The sequence below is a fragment of the Mucilaginibacter kameinonensis genome, from assembly GCF_003675385.1.
In the GTDB taxonomy this organism is placed as follows: Bacteria; Bacteroidota; Bacteroidia; order Sphingobacteriales; family Sphingobacteriaceae; genus Mucilaginibacter; species Mucilaginibacter kameinonensis.
Map to the genome: position 1 here is coordinate 200,752 of NZ_RCWZ01000005.1, position 17,254 is coordinate 218,005.

Consider the following 17,254-nt stretch of genomic DNA (forward strand, 5'->3'; position numbering starts at 1 on the left):
ACGATGAGCGCAAAAGATAACACCAACCGCAACCTGATACTGATTTTGATGATCCTGGTTGTTGCCGCATTCAGGCTTTTAGCATTTAAGTATAAAGAATTGAGCAATTTTAACCCGGTAGGTGCTATTGCATTATTTGGTGGTGCTTATTTTAAATCAAAATGGAAAGGCTATGTAACTGTGCTGCTTGCCCTGTTCTCGACTGATATTGTGATAAATTACCTGTATACTTCAAAATTAACGTTTTGGTATAGCGGCGCCGAATGGGTGTATTTATGCTTTGCGTTAATGGTACTGGTGGGTAATTTGCTTGAGAAGGTAAATGTTGCCAATGTGCTTTTAGCGTCAATAGCAGCCGTTTTAATTCACTGGTTAATTACCGATTTGCCATGGTTATACGGTACGCTTTACCCGCATACCTTAGCTGGTTACGGCGAATCGCTGGTAAAAGCCATTCCATTTGAGCAAAATATGGCATTAGGCACTTTAGTGTTTAGCGGTATACTTTTCGGTAGTTTTGAGCTGGCCAAGAGTAAGTACACTTTTCTGCAGGATAAAAAGCAATTGGCTTTATAATATAAAAGCATTTAAATTTAAAGCGGATTGTTGAACAACAGTCCGCTTTTTTTGTGACCTAAGCAATTATCATCTACTTAATCAACATGAAAAACATAGTAATATTAACCGGCGCGGGTATCAGCGCGGAGAGCGGCTTAAAAACATTCAGAGATAGCGACGGCCTGTGGGAGGGTTATAACATTCAAGATGTAGCCACGCCCGAAGCCTGGGAGCATAACCCTGTTATGGTGCAGCAGTTTTATAATGAGCGGCGCAAAACTGTACTGGAGGCAAAACCTAATGCTGCTCATTATGCGCTTGCCGCACTTGAGGAAAAATATAAGGTAACTATCATTACCCAAAATATCGATGACCTGCATGAAAGGGCCGGATCATCTACAGTGGTGCATTTGCATGGGATCATTACCCGGTCGCAATCAAGCATTAATCCTGAGCTGACTTATCCTATTGATGGCTGGGAGATTAAAATGGGTGAACTGTGCGAATTAGGTTCGCAATTGCGGGCCCATGTGGTTTGGTTTGGTGAGCCTGTGCCTATGATTGAACATGCGGCCATGATTTGTACCAGTGCTGATATTTTTATCCTTATTGGTTCGTCGCTGGCCGTTTACCCTGCAGCAGGACTGATAGGTTATGTTGATCGTGATGTTCCGAAGTATCTTATCGATCCGAATATCCCGTCCGTAAATGTAAGGGGCGAAGTGATTAAGATCCGGGAAAAGGCAACCATTGGTGTACCTGCATTGGTGAATGAATTATTGAAAGATTAAAATCGCTGATTAACTAATTAGATAATAAGCATGAAATGCATCTTCAATTGGAGTGGCGGTAAAGACAGCGCCCTCGCGTTATACTATTGCCTGCAGAATCCGGATCTTGAAATCGCTTATCTTGTTACTACCATCAATGATGCGGCCGACAGGATTTCTATGCACGGCGTCAGAACTGAGCTGCTGATAAAACAAGCCGAAGCTATCGGTATTCCATTATACCAGATTCGCCTGCCCGAAATGCCGGGGATGAAAGAGTATGATGACGTAATGAGATATCACCTTACTCGTTTTAAAGACGAGGGTATAACGCATTCCATTTTTGGAGATATATTTTTACAGGACCTGAAAGATTATCGTGACGCGCGGTTGAATGAAGCCGGACTTAAAGGTATTTACCCTTTGTGGAAAAGGGATACATCCGAACTGATTAGTGAATTTCTGGACCTTGGTTTTGGAACCGTCATAGCCTGTACACAGCAACGTTTGGAGCGGATAGTTGGGAAAGAAATAAGCCACGAATTGATTGATGCTTTACCCGATGATGTTGATGTTTGCGGTGAGAACGGCGAGTTCCATACCTTCACTTACAAGGGGCCAATATTTGCCAATCCGATAAATTATAAAACGGGTGTGAAAGTTTTCAAGGAGTACGCCGCTCCTAAAAATGTCAGTGATTCATGTATTGCTGTTACTGATCCAAAACCTTCCGGTTTTTGGTATTGTGACCTTTTGTTGGACTAAGTTCTCATTTATTCTGCTAAAAATATCGCAGAATAAAATTTTGTCTACTTATATAACTATGTTAATTGTCAGGCAATTGAATTGGTTTAGTTTTACTTTTGATTTATATAAGCCAAAAATAAACTGCAAAAAGGCACCTTAGATTCTCTGTTAGCCAAATTAAATTCTGTTTTTGTTTGATTTTAATTATAAACATCTAATTGTTAGGTGTTTGTACGGGTTATCTTAGTAATTATATCTGAAATACGCATCCTTGTAGTCGTTGCGCATATCAATAAACCGGGTTGCTATTTTTTTTAGAAACTCTTCGTCAAGCAATTCAAAAACACTGTTTACACCGTCAGTCAAATCCATTTCGGGGATTTTGTAACTTTGCTCAAGCGAACCCTGCTCTACCTTTACAATAAACTTATTGTTCATATTCAGGATAGAGATTTTAAAATCGGGATGGGGGAGTTCTGCAATAATTCTCATGTTTTTCTTATTTATTCAGTAAGCCATTTAACGGGTCTTTTCCGTTAATGGTGCCAAAGCTGGCAATGGGTTTAAAGCGGGCAAAAAGCTCTTCGCTATACCAGCCTTCGCTTCTTGTCTTTTTTATAACTTCAGCATGTTCGGGACTTTTATAGGCAAAGTTTTTTACGTGATCCAAGCTTTCCCAAACGGAAAATGTAGCCTGTCTGTATACCGGAGCTTCACCTATGCCGAAAGAATTTACATAGCCAGGAGCTGACGTCATCATATTGGCAACGGTATCAACGTTAGCCCAAAAGTTTTTTAATCTGCTAAAGCGGATAGTAGCGCGTGTAAGTACCGCGACCGGGCCATGAATGTCGTTCGTTTCGGGCTTGCCGAAGGGCTCTTTGTCATCCCAGCTTCCGTGACTTTGCAGTGGAGTGCAGAGAAGTGTCCAGCTTTCGGCGCCTAATATTTTCCACCAGGATGCTACAAATGACTGTTTGTAAAACGCGTCAAAATCATCACGGCCATCCCAGCATGCTAATAAGCCCCATTGCTGCCAGTCGGGTTCAAGGTCAAAAGTTCCGTTTTTGCCCGAGCCCAGCAATTTGTAAAAGCTACATCCTTTTTGCATCAGCAACGGCAAGCGGTGAATGGCCATGGCCAGCAAGGCGAAGGGAATAAATAGCTTTCGGTAGCGGATTATAGTGAGACTAACAACCATGCACCTGCTAAATAAAACATTAAATATGATATTTGCCTTATTTACTTTCGACCCCATATAGTTAAGTTTGCGTCATGGCAGAGGATCTATCAATAAACACATCAACTGATAAAGTTGAACAATATACCACGCTTATCCCTCAAATTGAGGCTTTACTATACGGCGAGCCTGACCTGGTGGCCAACATGGCCAACGTTGCGGCAGCTTTAAAGGAGCAGTTTAAATGGTTCTGGGTTGGGTTTTACCTGGTTAAAGAAAATGAACTGGTTTTGGGGCCGTTTCAGGGTCCGGTAGCCTGTACCCGCATTGGCTTAGGAAAAGGTGTTTGCGGATCGGCATGGCAACAGGCAAAAACGCTGGTTGTGCCCGATGTTGAAGCATTCCCGGGGCATATCGCCTGTAGTTCGCTTTCACGTTCGGAGATTGTGGTGCCTGTATTTAAAGACGGCGTTGTTGTTGCGGTTCTTGATGTAGACAGCGAATTACTCGATCAGTTCAATGAAACCGACGCGCAGTATCTTGAGCAAATTGTAAAGCTTATCAATTTTTAATGAGCCTAATCTATCTTATTGCCGGTCTTGGTGCGGATACGCGCGTTTACAATAATATAAGCCTTGGTGATGAGCACGAAGTAATTGTGGTTGATTGGGTAGAACCTGATTTGAATGATACTTTAATTACCTATGCTCAAAAGCTTATTTATCAATATGATATACAGGAAAATTCAGTACTGACAGGTAACTCTCTGGGCGGAGTTGTTGCTGTAGAAATTGCTAAGCTTATCCCGGTTGAAAAGGTTATTCTGATCTCCAGTATCAAGACAAATGACGAAGCTCCACGGTATTTTAAGCTCTTCCGCACGCTTCCCATTTACAAACTTATCCCCGGCAAGGTATTCAATTCAATGGGAGGTATGGTAAAACCATTGTTTGGGCACATGAGTAAAGAGGATGCATGGCTATTTGGCGATATGCTCAGAAAATCATCACCCGTGTTTATGAAGTGGGCTATGTACGCCATTCTGCATTGGAAGAACGAGGTTATCCCGCCAAATCTGTATCATATCACCGGCGATAAAGACCTTGTGTTTGATTATAAAAGAATAAAAGGTGCTACCATTGTTAAAGGCGGCACGCATATCATGATCTTCGACAAAGCAACAGAGATCAATAATTTATTGAAGGGAATCCTGAAAAAATGAAATTACCTGAAAGTTATTACCTCGGGGATGATGTTGTGAGCATCAGTAAAGATTTGTTGGGCAAGTATTTATTTACCTGTATCGATGGTGTAATTACTGGCGGATATATTGTTGAAACAGAGGCTTATAATGGTGTTGTAGATAAGGCTTCGCATGCTTTTGGCAACCGCCTTACTCCCCGTACAAAAACCATGTTTATGCAGGGTGGGATAGCTTATGTTTATCTCTGCTATGGTATTCATGAAATGTTCAACATCGTCACTTCTGTTGAAGGGCGCCCACAGGCTATTCTTATCAGGGCCATTCAGCCAACTGATGGAATAGAAGCTATGCAGGTACGGCGCAATATGCCGGTGTTGAAGCCAAATATTACCGCTGGCCCCGGATCTGTGGCTAAAGCCTTGGGAATTTCACGTAACATTAATGCTTTTAGTTTGCAAGGCGATACAATATGGATTGAAGATCGTGGTTTGCACTTTCTTGACGAACAAATAAAAGCTGGCCCGCGTATTGGCGTGGCTTATGCGGCAGAAGATGCATTGCTACCGTATCGCTTCTTTGTAAAAGGCAATGTTTACGTGAGTAAGCCTAATAAATAAGCTTCAATTTTGTAATATTGGCGAATGAACTATCAAAATGATCTGGCATTTGCCCGGGAACTGGATGAGCAGGATTCGTTAAGGGACTTCAGAAGCCGCTTCCTGATCCCTCAGCACAACGGCGAAGATGCGGTTTACCTTTGTGGTAATTCACTTGGTTTGCAACCCGCCTCGGCGCAACAGTATCTGGCCGATCAGTTAGCCAACTGGAAAAACCTCGCGGTTGAAGGTTGGTTTCAGGGCGACGATCCATGGCTCAACTATCATAAATCTCTTACAGGTTCAATTGCCTGCATTGTAGGGGCGCGGGAAAATGAAGTTACTGTAATGAATTCACTTACAGTAAACCTTCATTTATTGATGGTAAGTTTTTATAAGCCAGATCATAAACGTTTTAAGATTGTCATGGAAGGAGGGGCGTTCCCTTCAGATCAGTATGCTATGGAAAGTCAGGTGAGGTTTCATGGCTATGATCCCAAAGACGCTATAATCGAGATTTTTCCACGTGAGGGCGAGATTACTTTACGCACTGAAGATATTGTCAATGTCATTGATCAAAACAAAAACGAGCTCGCTTTAGTGCTGTTTGGTGGGATCAATTATTACACCGGTCAGTTCTTTGATCTGAAAGCCATAACAGACGCGGCTCACGAAGCGGGAGCTTATGCAGGTGTTGATCTGGCGCATGCCGCGGGAAATGTGCCTGTTCAGCTCCACGACTGGGGAGTTGATTTTGCTTGCTGGTGTTCGTACAAATACATGAATTCGGGGCCTGGTGGCATAAGCGGTATTTTTGTGCACGAGAAACATTTTACCGGTAAAGAGCTGAACAGGTTTGCCGGCTGGTGGGGATATCGCCGTGATAAGCAGTTTTTAATGGCTCCGGGCTTCGATCCTGAAGCCGGCGCTGCTGGCTGGCAGGTGAGTACTGCTCCGATTTTGCTTCTCGCGCTATTTAAGGCTTCTATGGCTGTTTTTGACGATGCCGGTGGGTTAGATATCCTGCGCGAAAAAAGTCTTCGTTTAACAGCCTATTTGGAGTTTTTGATTCATGAGATCAATAAACAGCAGGAAGAGGAGGTTTACAGTATCATTACGCCTGCTGATCCAGCTGCCCGTGGTTGTCAGCTTTCGGTAGTTTGCAAGCATAACGCCAGGGCTGTTTTTAATTACCTTTCACAAAATGGCGTTATAGGCGATTGGCGTGAACCCGACGTGATCCGCCTGAGCCCTGTACCGCTTTATAATACATTTGAAGACGTTTACAAAGCAGCCAGATTGATGGCTGATGCACTTAAAGCTGTTTAAAATCCTGCAAATATGGTCTATTACAATCCCAAGGAATGGTTTTCATTCATTTTTAAAATAAACAAAGCCGAAACGCTTCGCGAGTTATTCCCGCTGATGCTTGCTGTAGGTGCTTATTCTGGTGTAGTCACTTATTTGCTTATTGATTTTTGGCAACTGCCTGAAACAAGTATACTCAGGAAAGTGATCTTTATTCATCAGACAATTGGTTTTGTGTTTTCATTGCTGCTCGCTTTTCGGATCAACTCGGCTTATGATCGCTGGTGGGAAGGGCGTAAGATCTGGGGAAGCCTGGTTAATAACAGCCGTAACCTTGCTATCAAGTTAAAGCATCTGATAGGCGAAAATGATCTCGCCTTTTTTAACTACGCTATTCCTCTGTATTCCAGGGTGCTGCGCGACCATTTACGGGATGAATATGTTCCCGAAGATCAGTCATTCATTGCTATTGACGCTAAAAAGCATGTGCCTAACCAGGTAGCATCTGAGATGATCAAAAACATTTACAGGCTTAACAAAGAAGGTGTTATAAATCCGGAGCAATTGTTTAGTATAACTGCTGAAATTACTTCTTTTACAGATATTTGTGGTGCTTGTGAGCGTATCAAGAAAACGCCTATTCCGTTTTCTTATAACGTGTTCATTAAGAAGTTTATCTTCACCTATATCATGACCCTGCCCTTTACCTGGGCCTTTGACCTAAAGTATTTTATTATCCCCGTAATTGCTTTTGTGCTTTTTGTTTTCGCAAGTATTGAGTTATTGGCTGAAGAAATTGAAGATCCCTTTGGTCGCGATGCTAATGACTTACCTTTGGATAGCATTTGTGACAATATTCAAAAGCATATAGGAGAGTTGATAGGATAAGCGTTATGCTCAAGATAGCCTACGACCAAATTTACGCGCATCCACTACCAGAAGGGCATCGTTTTCCGATGCTGAAATACGAGCTGATCCCGGCACAGTTGCTGCACGAAGGGGTGATCAATAAAGACAATCTCTTTTCACCGGATATGCCTGAGGAGAATATTATCATTCGTACTCATGACGAAGATTACTGGCATCAATTGCGTGATTTAACCTTACCGCCAAAAGAGCAGCGCCGTACCGGGTTTCCTTTATCGGCACGATTGGTGGAGCGTGAAATCAGGATTGCAAAGGGTACAATTGATGGCTGTCGGTATGCTTTTGAGAGCGGTATCGCGTTTAATGTAGCCGGTGGTACCCATCATGCAGGCAGTAACTGGGGCGAGGGGTTTTGTTTATTGAACGACCAGGCTATTGCTGCTAATTATTTATTAAATAGTGGTTTATCTAAATCTATCTTAATCATTGATTTAGATGTTCATCAGGGTAATGGCACTGCCGAGATCTTTGAAAAGGAGCCAAGGGTGTTCACATTCTCTATGCATGGGGCTAATAATTTCCCCTACAGAAAGGAACGCTCTGATCTGGACATTCCGCTACAGGACGGTGTAAGCGATGAGGAATTTCTTGGGATTCTTAAAAATACTTTGCCCCGGTTAATTGAACAACAAAAGCCGGACTTCATTTTTTACCTTTCCGGAGTGGACGTTTTGGCTACCGATAAGTTGGGAAAACTGGCTTTGAGCAAAGAGGCATGCAAGGCCCGCGATCAGTTTGTTTTTGAACAATGCATTAAACACAGCATCCCGCTACAGGTAAGCATGGGAGGTGGTTATTCGCCTCAAATAAGAGATATTGTAAACGCACACTGCAATACCTTTAAAGCCGCCATCGATCTTTATTTTTAGTCTTTTGCTATTATCGGCACAGCAGGCTTTATTTTCTGGCTTTTGCTAAGCCGGTTAAATCGTATAAACAACAGTATCGATGCTGCCGCTAAACCAAGCACAAGACCGTACCAAACACCATAAACCCCGAGATTAAATTTAATACCGAGCAGGTAGCCGATAGGTAATCCAAGCACCCAATAAGCCAGAAAGGTAATTACCGTCGGAATATTTACATCGCCCATGCCTCTTAATACACCCAGGCCAACAACCTGTGCACCGTCAAATAACTGAAAGAAAGCTGCTATGATAAGTAACTGTGATGCAATGACTATAACCTCTTTATCGGATGTAATTATCCATGGTAAAAAGTTTCTGGCTAATGCAAATATCAAAGCAGTAAAGCTCATAAATAGCAATACAATGTGGTAATTAGAAATAGCAGCCAGCCTTAAATTCCGATGATCGCTTACGCCAAAATAGTTCCCCGATTTAATGGCCGCTGCTGCCGCGATACCGCTTGCCATCATATATGTCATGGAGGCCATGGTGATAGTTACCTGGTGCGCCGCCTGGGCTACAACGCCAATGGTGCCTACTAACAAAGCAGCCCCGCCAAATGCGCTGATCTCAAAGGTATACTGCATTGCAACAGGCGCACCAATTTTCATGATCTGAATGCCGCGGATCCTATCTATATTTTTTACAGCAAAATCCGTTAGATATGTTTTGAAGTTCTTTGACCGGAAAACATAAATAGCCATAACAATGGCCATCACACAGCGGTCGATAAGTGTGCTGTAACCAACACCTCTGATACCCATCGGCTGTATGCCGAACAGGCCTTTGACAAAGGTTATCCCCAATAAAATATTAATGATGTTCCCCCAGATGGATATCATCATGGCTTGCTTGGTAAAGCCCAAACCTTCGGCAAATTGTTTAAAAGTATTGAAGATAAGCAAGGGTATGAGGGACAAGCTAAGCAGAAATAAATACGGTTTAGCTTCCTTCACAACTTCAGGCGATTGGTCGAGATGACCAATAAGCAACATGGTGCCAAAGTAAATACCGCAGAACAGAATGACGCCGCTCAGCATATTCAGAAATAAGCTATTAGAAAGCAACAACCCACATTCTTTATGATTTTTGCGTCCGTTGTTTTGAGCTATAAGTGGAGTTAAACCATAAGAGACCCCCATGCCGATAACCAGCGGAACCATAAACAGACTGTTTACCATTGATACCGCCGCGAGTGAAACAGTGCCGGCAAAATGGCCCACAATAATGGTATCAGACATTTGAACGGCCGTATGGCCAACGTTTGATATAATTACGGGGATAGCCAGTTTAAGGCTTTCAAGATAATAAGGCTTGTATTTTTGGTAAACAGATCTCATAATTACTCAGGCAACAGGAGCCCAAAAGTAACTATTCACAAACACACAAAAGTCAGCAGGCTGTATAAAATTCTTCCTTCTCGGTTGTGTTAATCTTGATCAGGCCGGATAATATCAGGTCGACAAGTACATTCTGAGCACGACGGCGACCGACCTTAAGTAGTTCACTGCACTCTTTTATCGTAATGCGCCCAACTTTTTCAAGATGGCCGAGCAAGGTTCTCTCGCTGTCAGAATATTCAATTAAAACACCCTGATCATTGGACGAACGTTTTAAAACCTCCAGCACAATTTTACTGGCCAGTACACTCTTGTCCTTTACGCGGACATAAGCCCACCATTTTCCATCTTCGGCAAGTGCGTAGTGAGGTTTCAGGTCGCTCGCTTCTATTTCCACAACAAGTACCAGTTTTTCATCAAAATATACCTCTTCAAAAACTGGCTCAAGTGCCGGTCTGGAAAAAAAATGAGCCGCCTTTGTAATCATGTACCGTTCCTCGTCGTCAGATTTTACACCTTTTATTGTGCCATCGTCGGTTACGCCAATAAGCAGTTTACCACCTTTGTTATTAGCAAAGGATACCATTGTTCGGGCTATTTTTTCGCAGCTGGTTATTGTTTTTTTAAAGTCGACACTTACGCCTTCTCCATCAAAAATCAGCTTTTTAACGTTTGTTTTGTTCATAGCCATTTGTTAGTTATTGAGGCTTAATATATGGTGTGAAGATTTCCATCCAGGTTTCCGGACGGGATATTGGTGAAAATCCAAACTGACTGTACAGGTTGTGGGCATCTTTGGTAGCTAACGACCATCTTCTTAAGCCCTTTAAATCCGGGTGTTTAACAATTGTTTGCACCAGCCATTTAGAAAGGCCTTTACCACGATGGGCAGGCAGCACAAACACATCGCAGATATAGGCGAATGTAGCATTATCACTAACTACGCGCGCAAAGCCTGCCTGTTCGCCGTTAAGATAGATGCCAAAACACATGGAATTTTCAATGGCCCTGGCCAATTTTTGCCGCGGAATACCTTTAGCCCAATACGATTCATTATTCAGGTAATCATAAATAACATCAACATTGAGCAGATTTTTATCGGTTGAGATCATAAAGCCTTTTTTTTCAAAAGCTTCGTCATTCATAATTACAGTCATCAGTATATTTATATAGTAGTATCAATAAAGTTTAAGTTTCGCACATAAATCTCGTTCATGAGCGATACGCATATTTCGCCATCTTTATTGTAAATGTCAATAGGGAAGGAGCGAATAAATTTGCCTTCGGTATTTAAAACATGTTCTGCGTGTGCTATATCATTATCTGTCAGGTTAATACTAAATGATAAATTTGTTGCAGCTGGTTTTGCGTATCGTATAGTTGCCGATTTTGACCAAACCATGAGTTTGTAGCCTTTGCGACTAAATATTTGATGAAAGAGCAGCGGATAAAAAGGATCGGCAGCTGAAAAAAGAGTGCCTCCAAAAATTGTATTATTGTAGTTATTGTTAAGGAAGCTTTTCCTGATTCTTACCTCGACACCACGATAACCACCGCTAAACTTAACTACCCAGATACGTTGGAACAGGAGAGGGGGATAGAATCGCATTATCCATTTTAATAATCCTTCGGATACTACCATAGCGCTTAAATATCAGAAAAAATTTAATCAAAGCCCCTTAATTGTGGATCAAATGGGCCTATGTGTATAAATAAAAAGATGAGAAAATAGAAAATAAGTGGTAAACAATACGTCCAAAGTTTGGTTTATAGTATGGTTCAGAATAAATTAATCTAAAGCAAATAACTATGAAAAAGCAATTTTTAAGTTTCGCACTTGTCGCGGCAATGGTCGGCGCAATTGCAACCGGCTGTAGCTCAGAAAAAAAAGCCGGCGATGGATCTGATAGCACAAAAATGGATTCAACAAGTCAAAGCGCTCCGGCACCGGCAGCTACGGACACCACAAAAACCGACACAACCAAGAAAGACACAACCAAAAAAATGTAATTTGGTAAGGCATAAAAAATCCCGGTTGGGTATTTCACCAACCGGGATTTTTTATGCTTGTTTCTGACCTTAAATTTTAGAAAGCCGTTTTTATTACGCCGCCATCGGCCCGCAAAGTAGCGCCATTGGTTGCAGCAGACAGCGGGCTTGCCACATAAGCAACCAAATTGGCTATTTCATCTGTTGTGATAAAGCGTTTCAATAAGGAAGTGCCGCGTACATTGATGAAGAAATCTTTTTCTACTTCTGCATTAGTCAATCCCTGGCCTTTTGCTAAAGCTTCTACAAAGTCGCCAACACCTTCAGATAAAGTTGGCCCTGGTAAAACAGTATTAACAGTAACTCCTGTATTCTTTGTAAGTTCGGCTAAACCGCGGGCAACTGCAATCTGGGCGGTTTTGGTTGTTCCGTAATGGATCATTTCTTCAGGGATCTGGTATGCAGATTCGCTGGAGATAAAAATTATACGGCCCCAGTTTTTGCTAAGCATCTTATCAAAATAAGCGCGTGACAAACGAATGCCGCTTAAAACATTAACTTCAAAAAATCTTAGCCAGTCGGCATCTGGAATTTCATTGAACGGTTTAGGCTCAAAAATACCAACGTTGTTTACAAGGATGTCAACTTCAAGTAAGCTGCTTATCAGCGCATCGATTTGCTTGACATCTGAAAAATCGGCAGCAATACCTTTAATTTTATCGTTGCCAGTTTCAGTAATTAGCTTTTTAACAACTTCATCTACTTTAGCCTGATTACGGCCATTTACATATACAGCAGCACCTTCATTGGCTAAAGATTTTGCGATAGCATAACCAATACCGGCTGTTGATCCGCTTACCAGCGCTGTTTTGTCATTAAGTTTAAGGTTCATGATTTTATTTTTGCTTTGATAACACAAGTGTAATACCGTTGTTAGCTTTAGCAGTTTTTAAAATCAAAAGATTAAACAACATTGACAATTGACGTAGTTATTGGCAGAGTTTGATTGAATTTAACCCTGGCCCGGCTGGTACATTCTTTTTTCGACAGGCTGATAATATTCATTTAAGTTTTCCGGTACACGCGATTTATAACCCAGAATTTGTCTGAGATCGTCACTAAGTCCTTCACCAAAATCATAACCCAAAAATCTTGGGTAATCAAGCTGTTGTTTGAAGAAGGGCTTAGTAAAGGCCATGGTTAAGGTGCGCCGTGTTGAGTCAGTATAATTTTTACCTGCAGCATGCCACAAATTCGAGTCGAATAAAATAATACTGCCTCTTTTTGTATTAGCGCGATCTGCATTGGCATAAAAGAAATCACTCTCCGGTTTTTCGTCGCTTTTATGCGATCCTGTTAAAAAATAGGTTGATCCGTTTTCGGGAGTGAACTCATCTAAAGTTATCATCATCTGAATCATCACTTTAAAATCTCCGGTAAAACTCCTGATATCCCTGTGGATATTTTGTACATAGGGTTTTTCGTCTCTTAGGTTAATGACAGCTCCTAAAGAGTTTATGATGTAATTTCCCTTTAAAAAATGTTGTATCTGATCCGCACAGTATTTTCGTTCAAGAAACTTCAACGAAAATCTTTCCCGTTCAACAAGGTGGTGCAGCGTTCCGTTCATATTGTCGCCTATACCATTTGCGATTTGAATTTTACGCCTGACGTTGTACGCTGGCACTAACGAATCCGTTATTTCATTAACGAAGGCGTCATCCAGGGCATCTTCATATATAATCCATCCGTATTCATTCATTACCTGATCAAATACGTCGAGGTTAGCATCGGAATAATTAAACTTATTTTTCATTTCTCAGTTAATTAAGGTTTTCAATTGTGGTGGTTTCGGGCTCTGTAACAGTTGCTTGTGTTTTTCTATTAGGATGACGATATAGTGGAAAGAATTTGATTTCATCATTAGGGTCAACACCTGATTTTACAACCAGATCATTATAAACAGCTTCGTTATTAACATAACACCAGATTCTGTCTTTCACCTGCAGCGTAGAGAAAAGCTTTTTGAAATTGAAGAGAGAATCCTCTTTGCCGCCAACCCCGCCGCCAAGGTGAAAGATTTTTTTACCTAATCTTCTACCGATAAGGCTTATTTCATCTGTTAATAATTTACTTGGAGAGATATTCAGATAATTTGGTGACGTTGCGGAAAGATGATTTCTGACAATTTCATCGGATATTAAAATGATTGCGCCGCACATAAGATTGGGGCCGTCATATATTAATACGAGTTTATTTTTCATATACTCCTCATTAAGAAGATTTACGAAATGTTGAACATCAAAGTAGTAAACGGCTGAAGCATTCAGGCGGTCCATGTTTTTATAATACATTTCGGCAAAGTCTTCAATTTCCTGAAGGCTATTTGCTTCTTTTATAATGTATTCCATTTTTCGCAGGCTTCTTATTTGCCGGCCAAGTCTTTTGTCATATCCGTTTCTCTGATCTTCTACAGGCATGGCAAGGTCTACATATAATGTTGTCCCATTATCTTTGATGCCGCCAATATTTTCCAAGAGATAGTGTTGATTTAGAAAAGGATGCAGTCTTGAAAAGATACAAACTGACGACTCATCGTCCATGAATTTTTGAAACGCAGCTTTAAACTGTGTAGTGGTTATATTTGATAAATCTGTAAGCTTAATATTGGATATCGGCCCGGCATAACCATACACACAAGTCATATCGAAATATGCGGAATTCTCAATCTTTCTTTTAATCACTGGTAGCGCTATAAATATTTCTTTTTCTTCATAAACAAATAAAAGCGGCTCGCCTTCGGTATTTAGTGAATGATAATACCAGGTATGAAACCCCTCGTGCGCATATGAACGGTTAATATAGTCGTCCCAGTCTTTTCTATTGCGTATAGTGAGATTTTGGTAGCTCATGTGTAGATTTTTAGTTGTCTGTAATGGGTATTAATTACAAGCCCGGGGGAGGGCAGGGGTATATTGATCAGTCATGGTGAATGACTGCTGGGGGTGCTTAAAAAAAAGGAAAAGGTTTGTCCAGGCCAGGCGCCGAATAGGGCGCAAGCAGGTTTTAATGTGACAGTAAATGGAAATTAAGAAATTAGTTTAAAGCAGATATTTTACGGTATCAAAAGCTTTGCGTAAGCGATATCGGCTCAATTCAAACAGGATATATCTTTTAATATATAACAGCAGAAGCATTTTCTTTTGCATCCCGCGGTAATGAAAACGCCTGATAATCAAATTGAAATCACTGATAACCATCTCCATTCGGGCTTCATTTTTGATCATGCTCCAAACACCTCCAACATGATTCCGGTAACAACTCATCACCTCGGGCATCACATATATTTTACGACCGGTATTGAATGTGGCGAAAAGTTTGAAGAATTTATCTGCCGCGTAACAGCTCGAATACCAATTTGTCTGGAATAATTCGTGCACTTGAGGGATATTATGGTAAACAAGTGTTGCTGTTTTAGTTTCGGCCTGTCTGCCAACCAATAAATCATGATAAGTGTATTCAAGCGGAACCGGATTTTCTTCCACGTTAAGCGTGTTGTTATGGATATCAATCACCCTTGTATAATGACAGCAAATGACATATTCGGGATTGTTTTCCAGAAAATCAACTTGTTTTTGCAGTTTTTGAGGGTTTGTCCAATAGTCGTCACCATCGCAAAGCGCAATGTATTTGCCTTCGCAAGCGTTTAAGCTATTAATGGTATTCAGATGGGCGCCGCGGTTTTTTTCTGGGTAGATTATTTTGATTTTATCCGGATATTTTTCTTTGTACGATCTCACTATTTCAGTTGTGCCATCTGTTGAGCAATCATCGCCAATAACAATTTCATACCGAAAATTAGTTTCCTGCATCAGGAAGCTTTCAATAGTTTGGGCTATAAAATCTTTGTGGTTATATGTAGTACAACAAACACTAACCATCAAATCCTGGTTTGTAATCATAAAGGGAATAAAAATAATTTAGGCTTATATAATTGGTTTTCTTGTTACCGTTGTTGCTATCGGTTAAATGCAATAATTAGTTATGCATTGCTTTGAGAACTGCACAGTGCTTCGCCATAAGACTCACATTATTTGTTTAATCGGGAAAGCTTACGATGTCAAAACAGCTTTCAAATTACACTTAAGCTTCGATCAAAATCAATAATTGCGAGTCGGCTAATACAGCATTTTGCTATATCAAATATATCTAATTGATATTCATTAATTGCCTCGCGTGCCTGATTGATTCTGAAATTGTAAACTACATTTCATTTAGTTTACACACGTGTGCATGCGTGTAAATTTTACGTGTGAACACGTGAAATCCTCGCGAAACGTCGGATCAGGAATGTCTTATAAATTCACCTTGAATAAAATTCATATAATTAACATTATGTTAAATAGTGTTTTTAAAAGAAAGGCCTTTTTCAAGGCCCCTCTTTTTATTTCTTATTTGTTTTATTATTGATTGGCTGGTAATGCATCAATTTGAGCCTTTAATTTTGAAGCGTTAGCATCATCTTTAACACCTAAATAATAGGTTCTCAAATTTTGTAATGCATCAAGTGATTTTGGCTGAAGTTCTACAGCTTTTGCTAAATATGGTTTAGCTTGCTCAAACTGAGCTTTAGCTTTAGCAATTGCAGCGTCATATTCTTTTTGTTTGTTGGCTGGTAATTTGTTAGCAGCGTTGTAAGCATCAATAGCCGGGTTAAGTATCACGTAACCGTAATTTAAATTAGCTTCAAAATAGTTTGGATCAATTTCTAAAGCTTTTTTATACATTTCACCAGCTTTAGTATATGCTTCTGCTTTTGACGCCTGTAATTTTGCTTTTGCAGCAGCATCTTTGGTAGCAGCAGCTTCTCTTGCGTAGTTGTCAGCTGTTTGTGAGTAAGTTAAGCCAGCGTAATAATACAAAGTTTTGTTTTTAGGATCATTTGCTAAAGCTGCCTGGATCTTATCGGTAACTTCTTTCTCTTTTCCTGTTTGAAGGCTGATTTCAATTTCGCGTTTGCGAAGCTCGCTGTTTGCAGGATATTTGCTTACACCTTCCGATACGGTTTTAAGCGCACCTGCAGTGTCTTTGCTTGCAAGGTATAATGAAGAAAGATCAAGGTAAACACCTGCATTTTTTGAATATTTTGTGGTTACCAGTTTGCTGTAGTTTGAAATTGCAGCAGGATAATTTTTACCGTTTGCAGCAGCAAGGCCTGTATAATAAATAGCATTGGTATCTTCAGGTAATACAGTGCGGTAAAAGTCAAATGATTTGTAAGCAAGATCATATTTACCCGCCGAGTATTCTTTAACTCCTTTAGTTAATTGATATTGAGCCAGGTTTAAATACGCCTCATCAATCATTTTCTTATTCTCCCCTTTTGTATCAACTTCTTTAGCTTTTCTTAAAGCTTCTTCAGCAGTGGTAAACAATGGTAATGAGGTAGTTGGCACAGTGTCCTGAACAGCTAACGCTGAATAAATTGAACCTTTTACAGCGTAAGTAAGTGGCAATGTGGCGGTTTTTTCATTGGCTGATGCTTTGTCAATTGACTCTTTTGCAGTAGTAAGGCTTTTGCCTGCCATTGATGCCATTGCCGCTTGCCCCCTTAAGCCCGAATATTTTTCATACTCTTCTTTTGCCGTGTTTAATTCACCTTTTTGTGCAAAGGCTGTCGCTGAAACCAAGCCTAACAGGCCCGCCATCAAAAATTTGATTTTCATG

The 17,254-nt window shown here is 40.7% G+C and carries 21 protein-coding genes; 10 read left to right on the forward strand and 11 right to left on the reverse strand.

Going from position 1 to position 17,254, the window contains the following annotated elements; translation table 11 throughout:
• Nucleotides 1–3 precede the first annotated feature (3 nt).
• The 3 genes from EAH55_RS23945 (at nt 4) to EAH55_RS23955 (ending at nt 2,093) form a co-directional block, all read left to right on the forward strand.
• Nucleotides 4–576: a DUF6580 family putative transport protein gene (locus EAH55_RS23945; protein WP_112575503.1), complete on the forward strand. Its 573-nt coding sequence runs from the start codon at nt 4–6 to the stop codon at nt 574–576.
• 86 nt (nt 577–662) lie between these two features.
• Nucleotides 663–1,349, forward strand: coding sequence for an SIR2 family NAD-dependent protein deacylase (locus EAH55_RS23950; protein WP_121811886.1), 687 nt, complete (start codon nt 663–665; stop codon nt 1,347–1,349).
• A 30-nt stretch (nt 1,350–1,379) separates the two neighbouring features.
• On the forward strand, nt 1,380–2,093 hold the full coding sequence (locus tag EAH55_RS23955) for a Dph6-related ATP pyrophosphatase (protein ID WP_244228336.1): 714 nt from the start codon (nt 1,380–1,382) through the stop codon (nt 2,091–2,093).
• Nucleotides 2,094–2,318: 225 nt separating this feature from the next.
• On the opposite strand, the gene EAH55_RS23960 is transcribed toward EAH55_RS23955, so the two are convergent.
• A complete protein-coding gene (locus EAH55_RS23960; RefSeq protein ID WP_121811888.1) occupies nt 2,319–2,567 on the reverse strand; it encodes a hypothetical protein in 249 nt (82 codons plus the stop codon).
• A gap of 7 nt (nt 2,568–2,574) precedes the next feature.
• On the reverse strand, nt 2,575–3,333 hold the full coding sequence (locus EAH55_RS23965) for a DUF3291 domain-containing protein (protein WP_244228338.1): 759 nt from the start codon (nt 3,331–3,333) through the stop codon (nt 2,575–2,577).
• A gap of 17 nt (nt 3,334–3,350) precedes the next feature.
• Here EAH55_RS23965 and EAH55_RS23970 point away from each other — a divergent pair, with 17 nt between their 5' ends.
• The 6 genes from EAH55_RS23970 to EAH55_RS23995 are packed head-to-tail and all read left to right on the forward strand — an operon-like array spanning nt 3,351 to nt 8,159.
• Nucleotides 3,351–3,827 carry a GAF domain-containing protein gene (locus tag EAH55_RS23970; RefSeq protein ID WP_121811890.1) on the forward strand — a complete coding sequence of 159 codons (477 nt, stop codon included), beginning with the start codon at nt 3,351–3,353 and terminating at the stop codon, nt 3,825–3,827.
• The gene (locus tag EAH55_RS23975) at nt 3,827–4,477 is read left to right on the forward strand and encodes an alpha/beta hydrolase (protein ID WP_121811891.1); all 651 of its coding nucleotides are present in this window, start codon (nt 3,827–3,829) and stop codon (nt 4,475–4,477) included. The genes EAH55_RS23970 and EAH55_RS23975 overlap by 1 nt, the downstream gene beginning before the upstream one ends.
• Nucleotides 4,474–5,076, forward strand: a complete 603-nt coding sequence (locus EAH55_RS23980) for a DNA-3-methyladenine glycosylase (RefSeq protein WP_121811892.1) — start codon at nt 4,474–4,476, stop codon at nt 5,074–5,076. Before EAH55_RS23975 ends, EAH55_RS23980 begins: the two co-directional genes overlap by 4 nt.
• 24 nt (nt 5,077–5,100) lie before the next feature.
• Nucleotides 5,101–6,384, forward strand: a complete 1,284-nt coding sequence (gene kynU, locus EAH55_RS23985) for a kynureninase (RefSeq protein ID WP_121811893.1) — start codon at nt 5,101–5,103, stop codon at nt 6,382–6,384.
• Between the two features lie 12 nt (nt 6,385–6,396).
• Nucleotides 6,397–7,251, forward strand: a complete 855-nt coding sequence (locus tag EAH55_RS23990; RefSeq protein WP_121811894.1) for a bestrophin family protein — start codon at nt 6,397–6,399, stop codon at nt 7,249–7,251.
• Between the two features lie 5 nt (nt 7,252–7,256).
• Entirely contained in the window at nt 7,257–8,159 is a 903-nt protein-coding gene (locus EAH55_RS23995) for a histone deacetylase family protein (RefSeq protein WP_121811895.1), read from the forward strand.
• Here EAH55_RS23995 and EAH55_RS24000 read toward each other — a convergent pair.
• The 4 genes from EAH55_RS24000 to EAH55_RS24015 are packed head-to-tail and all read right to left on the reverse strand — an operon-like array spanning nt 8,156 to nt 11,147.
• Nucleotides 8,156–9,538: an MATE family efflux transporter gene (locus tag EAH55_RS24000; protein ID WP_121811896.1), complete on the reverse strand. Its 1,383-nt coding sequence runs from the start codon at nt 9,536–9,538 to the stop codon at nt 8,156–8,158. The genes EAH55_RS23995 and EAH55_RS24000 overlap by 4 nt on opposite strands.
• 52 nt (nt 9,539–9,590) lie before the next feature.
• Nucleotides 9,591–10,223, reverse strand: coding sequence for an AlbA family DNA-binding domain-containing protein (locus EAH55_RS24005; RefSeq protein WP_114938518.1), 633 nt, complete (start codon nt 10,221–10,223; stop codon nt 9,591–9,593).
• A 13-nt stretch (nt 10,224–10,236) separates the two neighbouring features.
• Nucleotides 10,237–10,695: a GNAT family N-acetyltransferase gene (locus EAH55_RS24010; protein WP_208644923.1), complete on the reverse strand. Its 459-nt coding sequence runs from the start codon at nt 10,693–10,695 to the stop codon at nt 10,237–10,239.
• An 8-nt stretch (nt 10,696–10,703) separates the two neighbouring features.
• Nucleotides 10,704–11,147, reverse strand: coding sequence for a DUF4442 domain-containing protein (locus EAH55_RS24015; RefSeq protein WP_244228340.1), 444 nt, complete (start codon nt 11,145–11,147; stop codon nt 10,704–10,706).
• 200 nt (nt 11,148–11,347) lie between these two features.
• Here EAH55_RS24015 and EAH55_RS31045 point away from each other — a divergent pair, with 200 nt between their 5' ends.
• A complete protein-coding gene (locus tag EAH55_RS31045) occupies nt 11,348–11,548 on the forward strand; it encodes a hypothetical protein (protein WP_146750144.1) in 201 nt (66 codons plus the stop codon).
• 76 nt (nt 11,549–11,624) lie between these two features.
• On the opposite strand, the gene EAH55_RS24020 is transcribed toward EAH55_RS31045, so the two are convergent.
• From EAH55_RS24020 to EAH55_RS24040, 5 genes are all read right to left on the reverse strand, one after another.
• Complete coding sequence (locus EAH55_RS24020; protein ID WP_121811898.1) at nt 11,625–12,419, reverse strand: SDR family NAD(P)-dependent oxidoreductase; 795 nt, start codon at nt 12,417–12,419, stop codon at nt 11,625–11,627.
• 120 nt (nt 12,420–12,539) lie between these two features.
• On the reverse strand, nt 12,540–13,343 hold the full coding sequence (locus EAH55_RS24025; protein ID WP_121811899.1) for a phytanoyl-CoA dioxygenase family protein: 804 nt from the start codon (nt 13,341–13,343) through the stop codon (nt 12,540–12,542).
• Between the two features lie 7 nt (nt 13,344–13,350).
• Nucleotides 13,351–14,439: an Ntn hydrolase family protein gene (locus EAH55_RS24030; protein ID WP_208644924.1), complete on the reverse strand. Its 1,089-nt coding sequence runs from the start codon at nt 14,437–14,439 to the stop codon at nt 13,351–13,353.
• A 189-nt stretch (nt 14,440–14,628) separates the two neighbouring features.
• Entirely contained in the window at nt 14,629–15,489 is an 861-nt protein-coding gene (locus EAH55_RS24035) for a glycosyltransferase family 2 protein (protein WP_121811900.1), read from the reverse strand.
• A 501-nt stretch (nt 15,490–15,990) separates the two neighbouring features.
• Nucleotides 15,991–17,253: a tetratricopeptide repeat protein gene (locus tag EAH55_RS24040; protein WP_121811901.1), complete on the reverse strand. Its 1,263-nt coding sequence runs from the start codon at nt 17,251–17,253 to the stop codon at nt 15,991–15,993.
• Between the last annotated feature and the right edge of the window lies 1 nt (nt 17,254).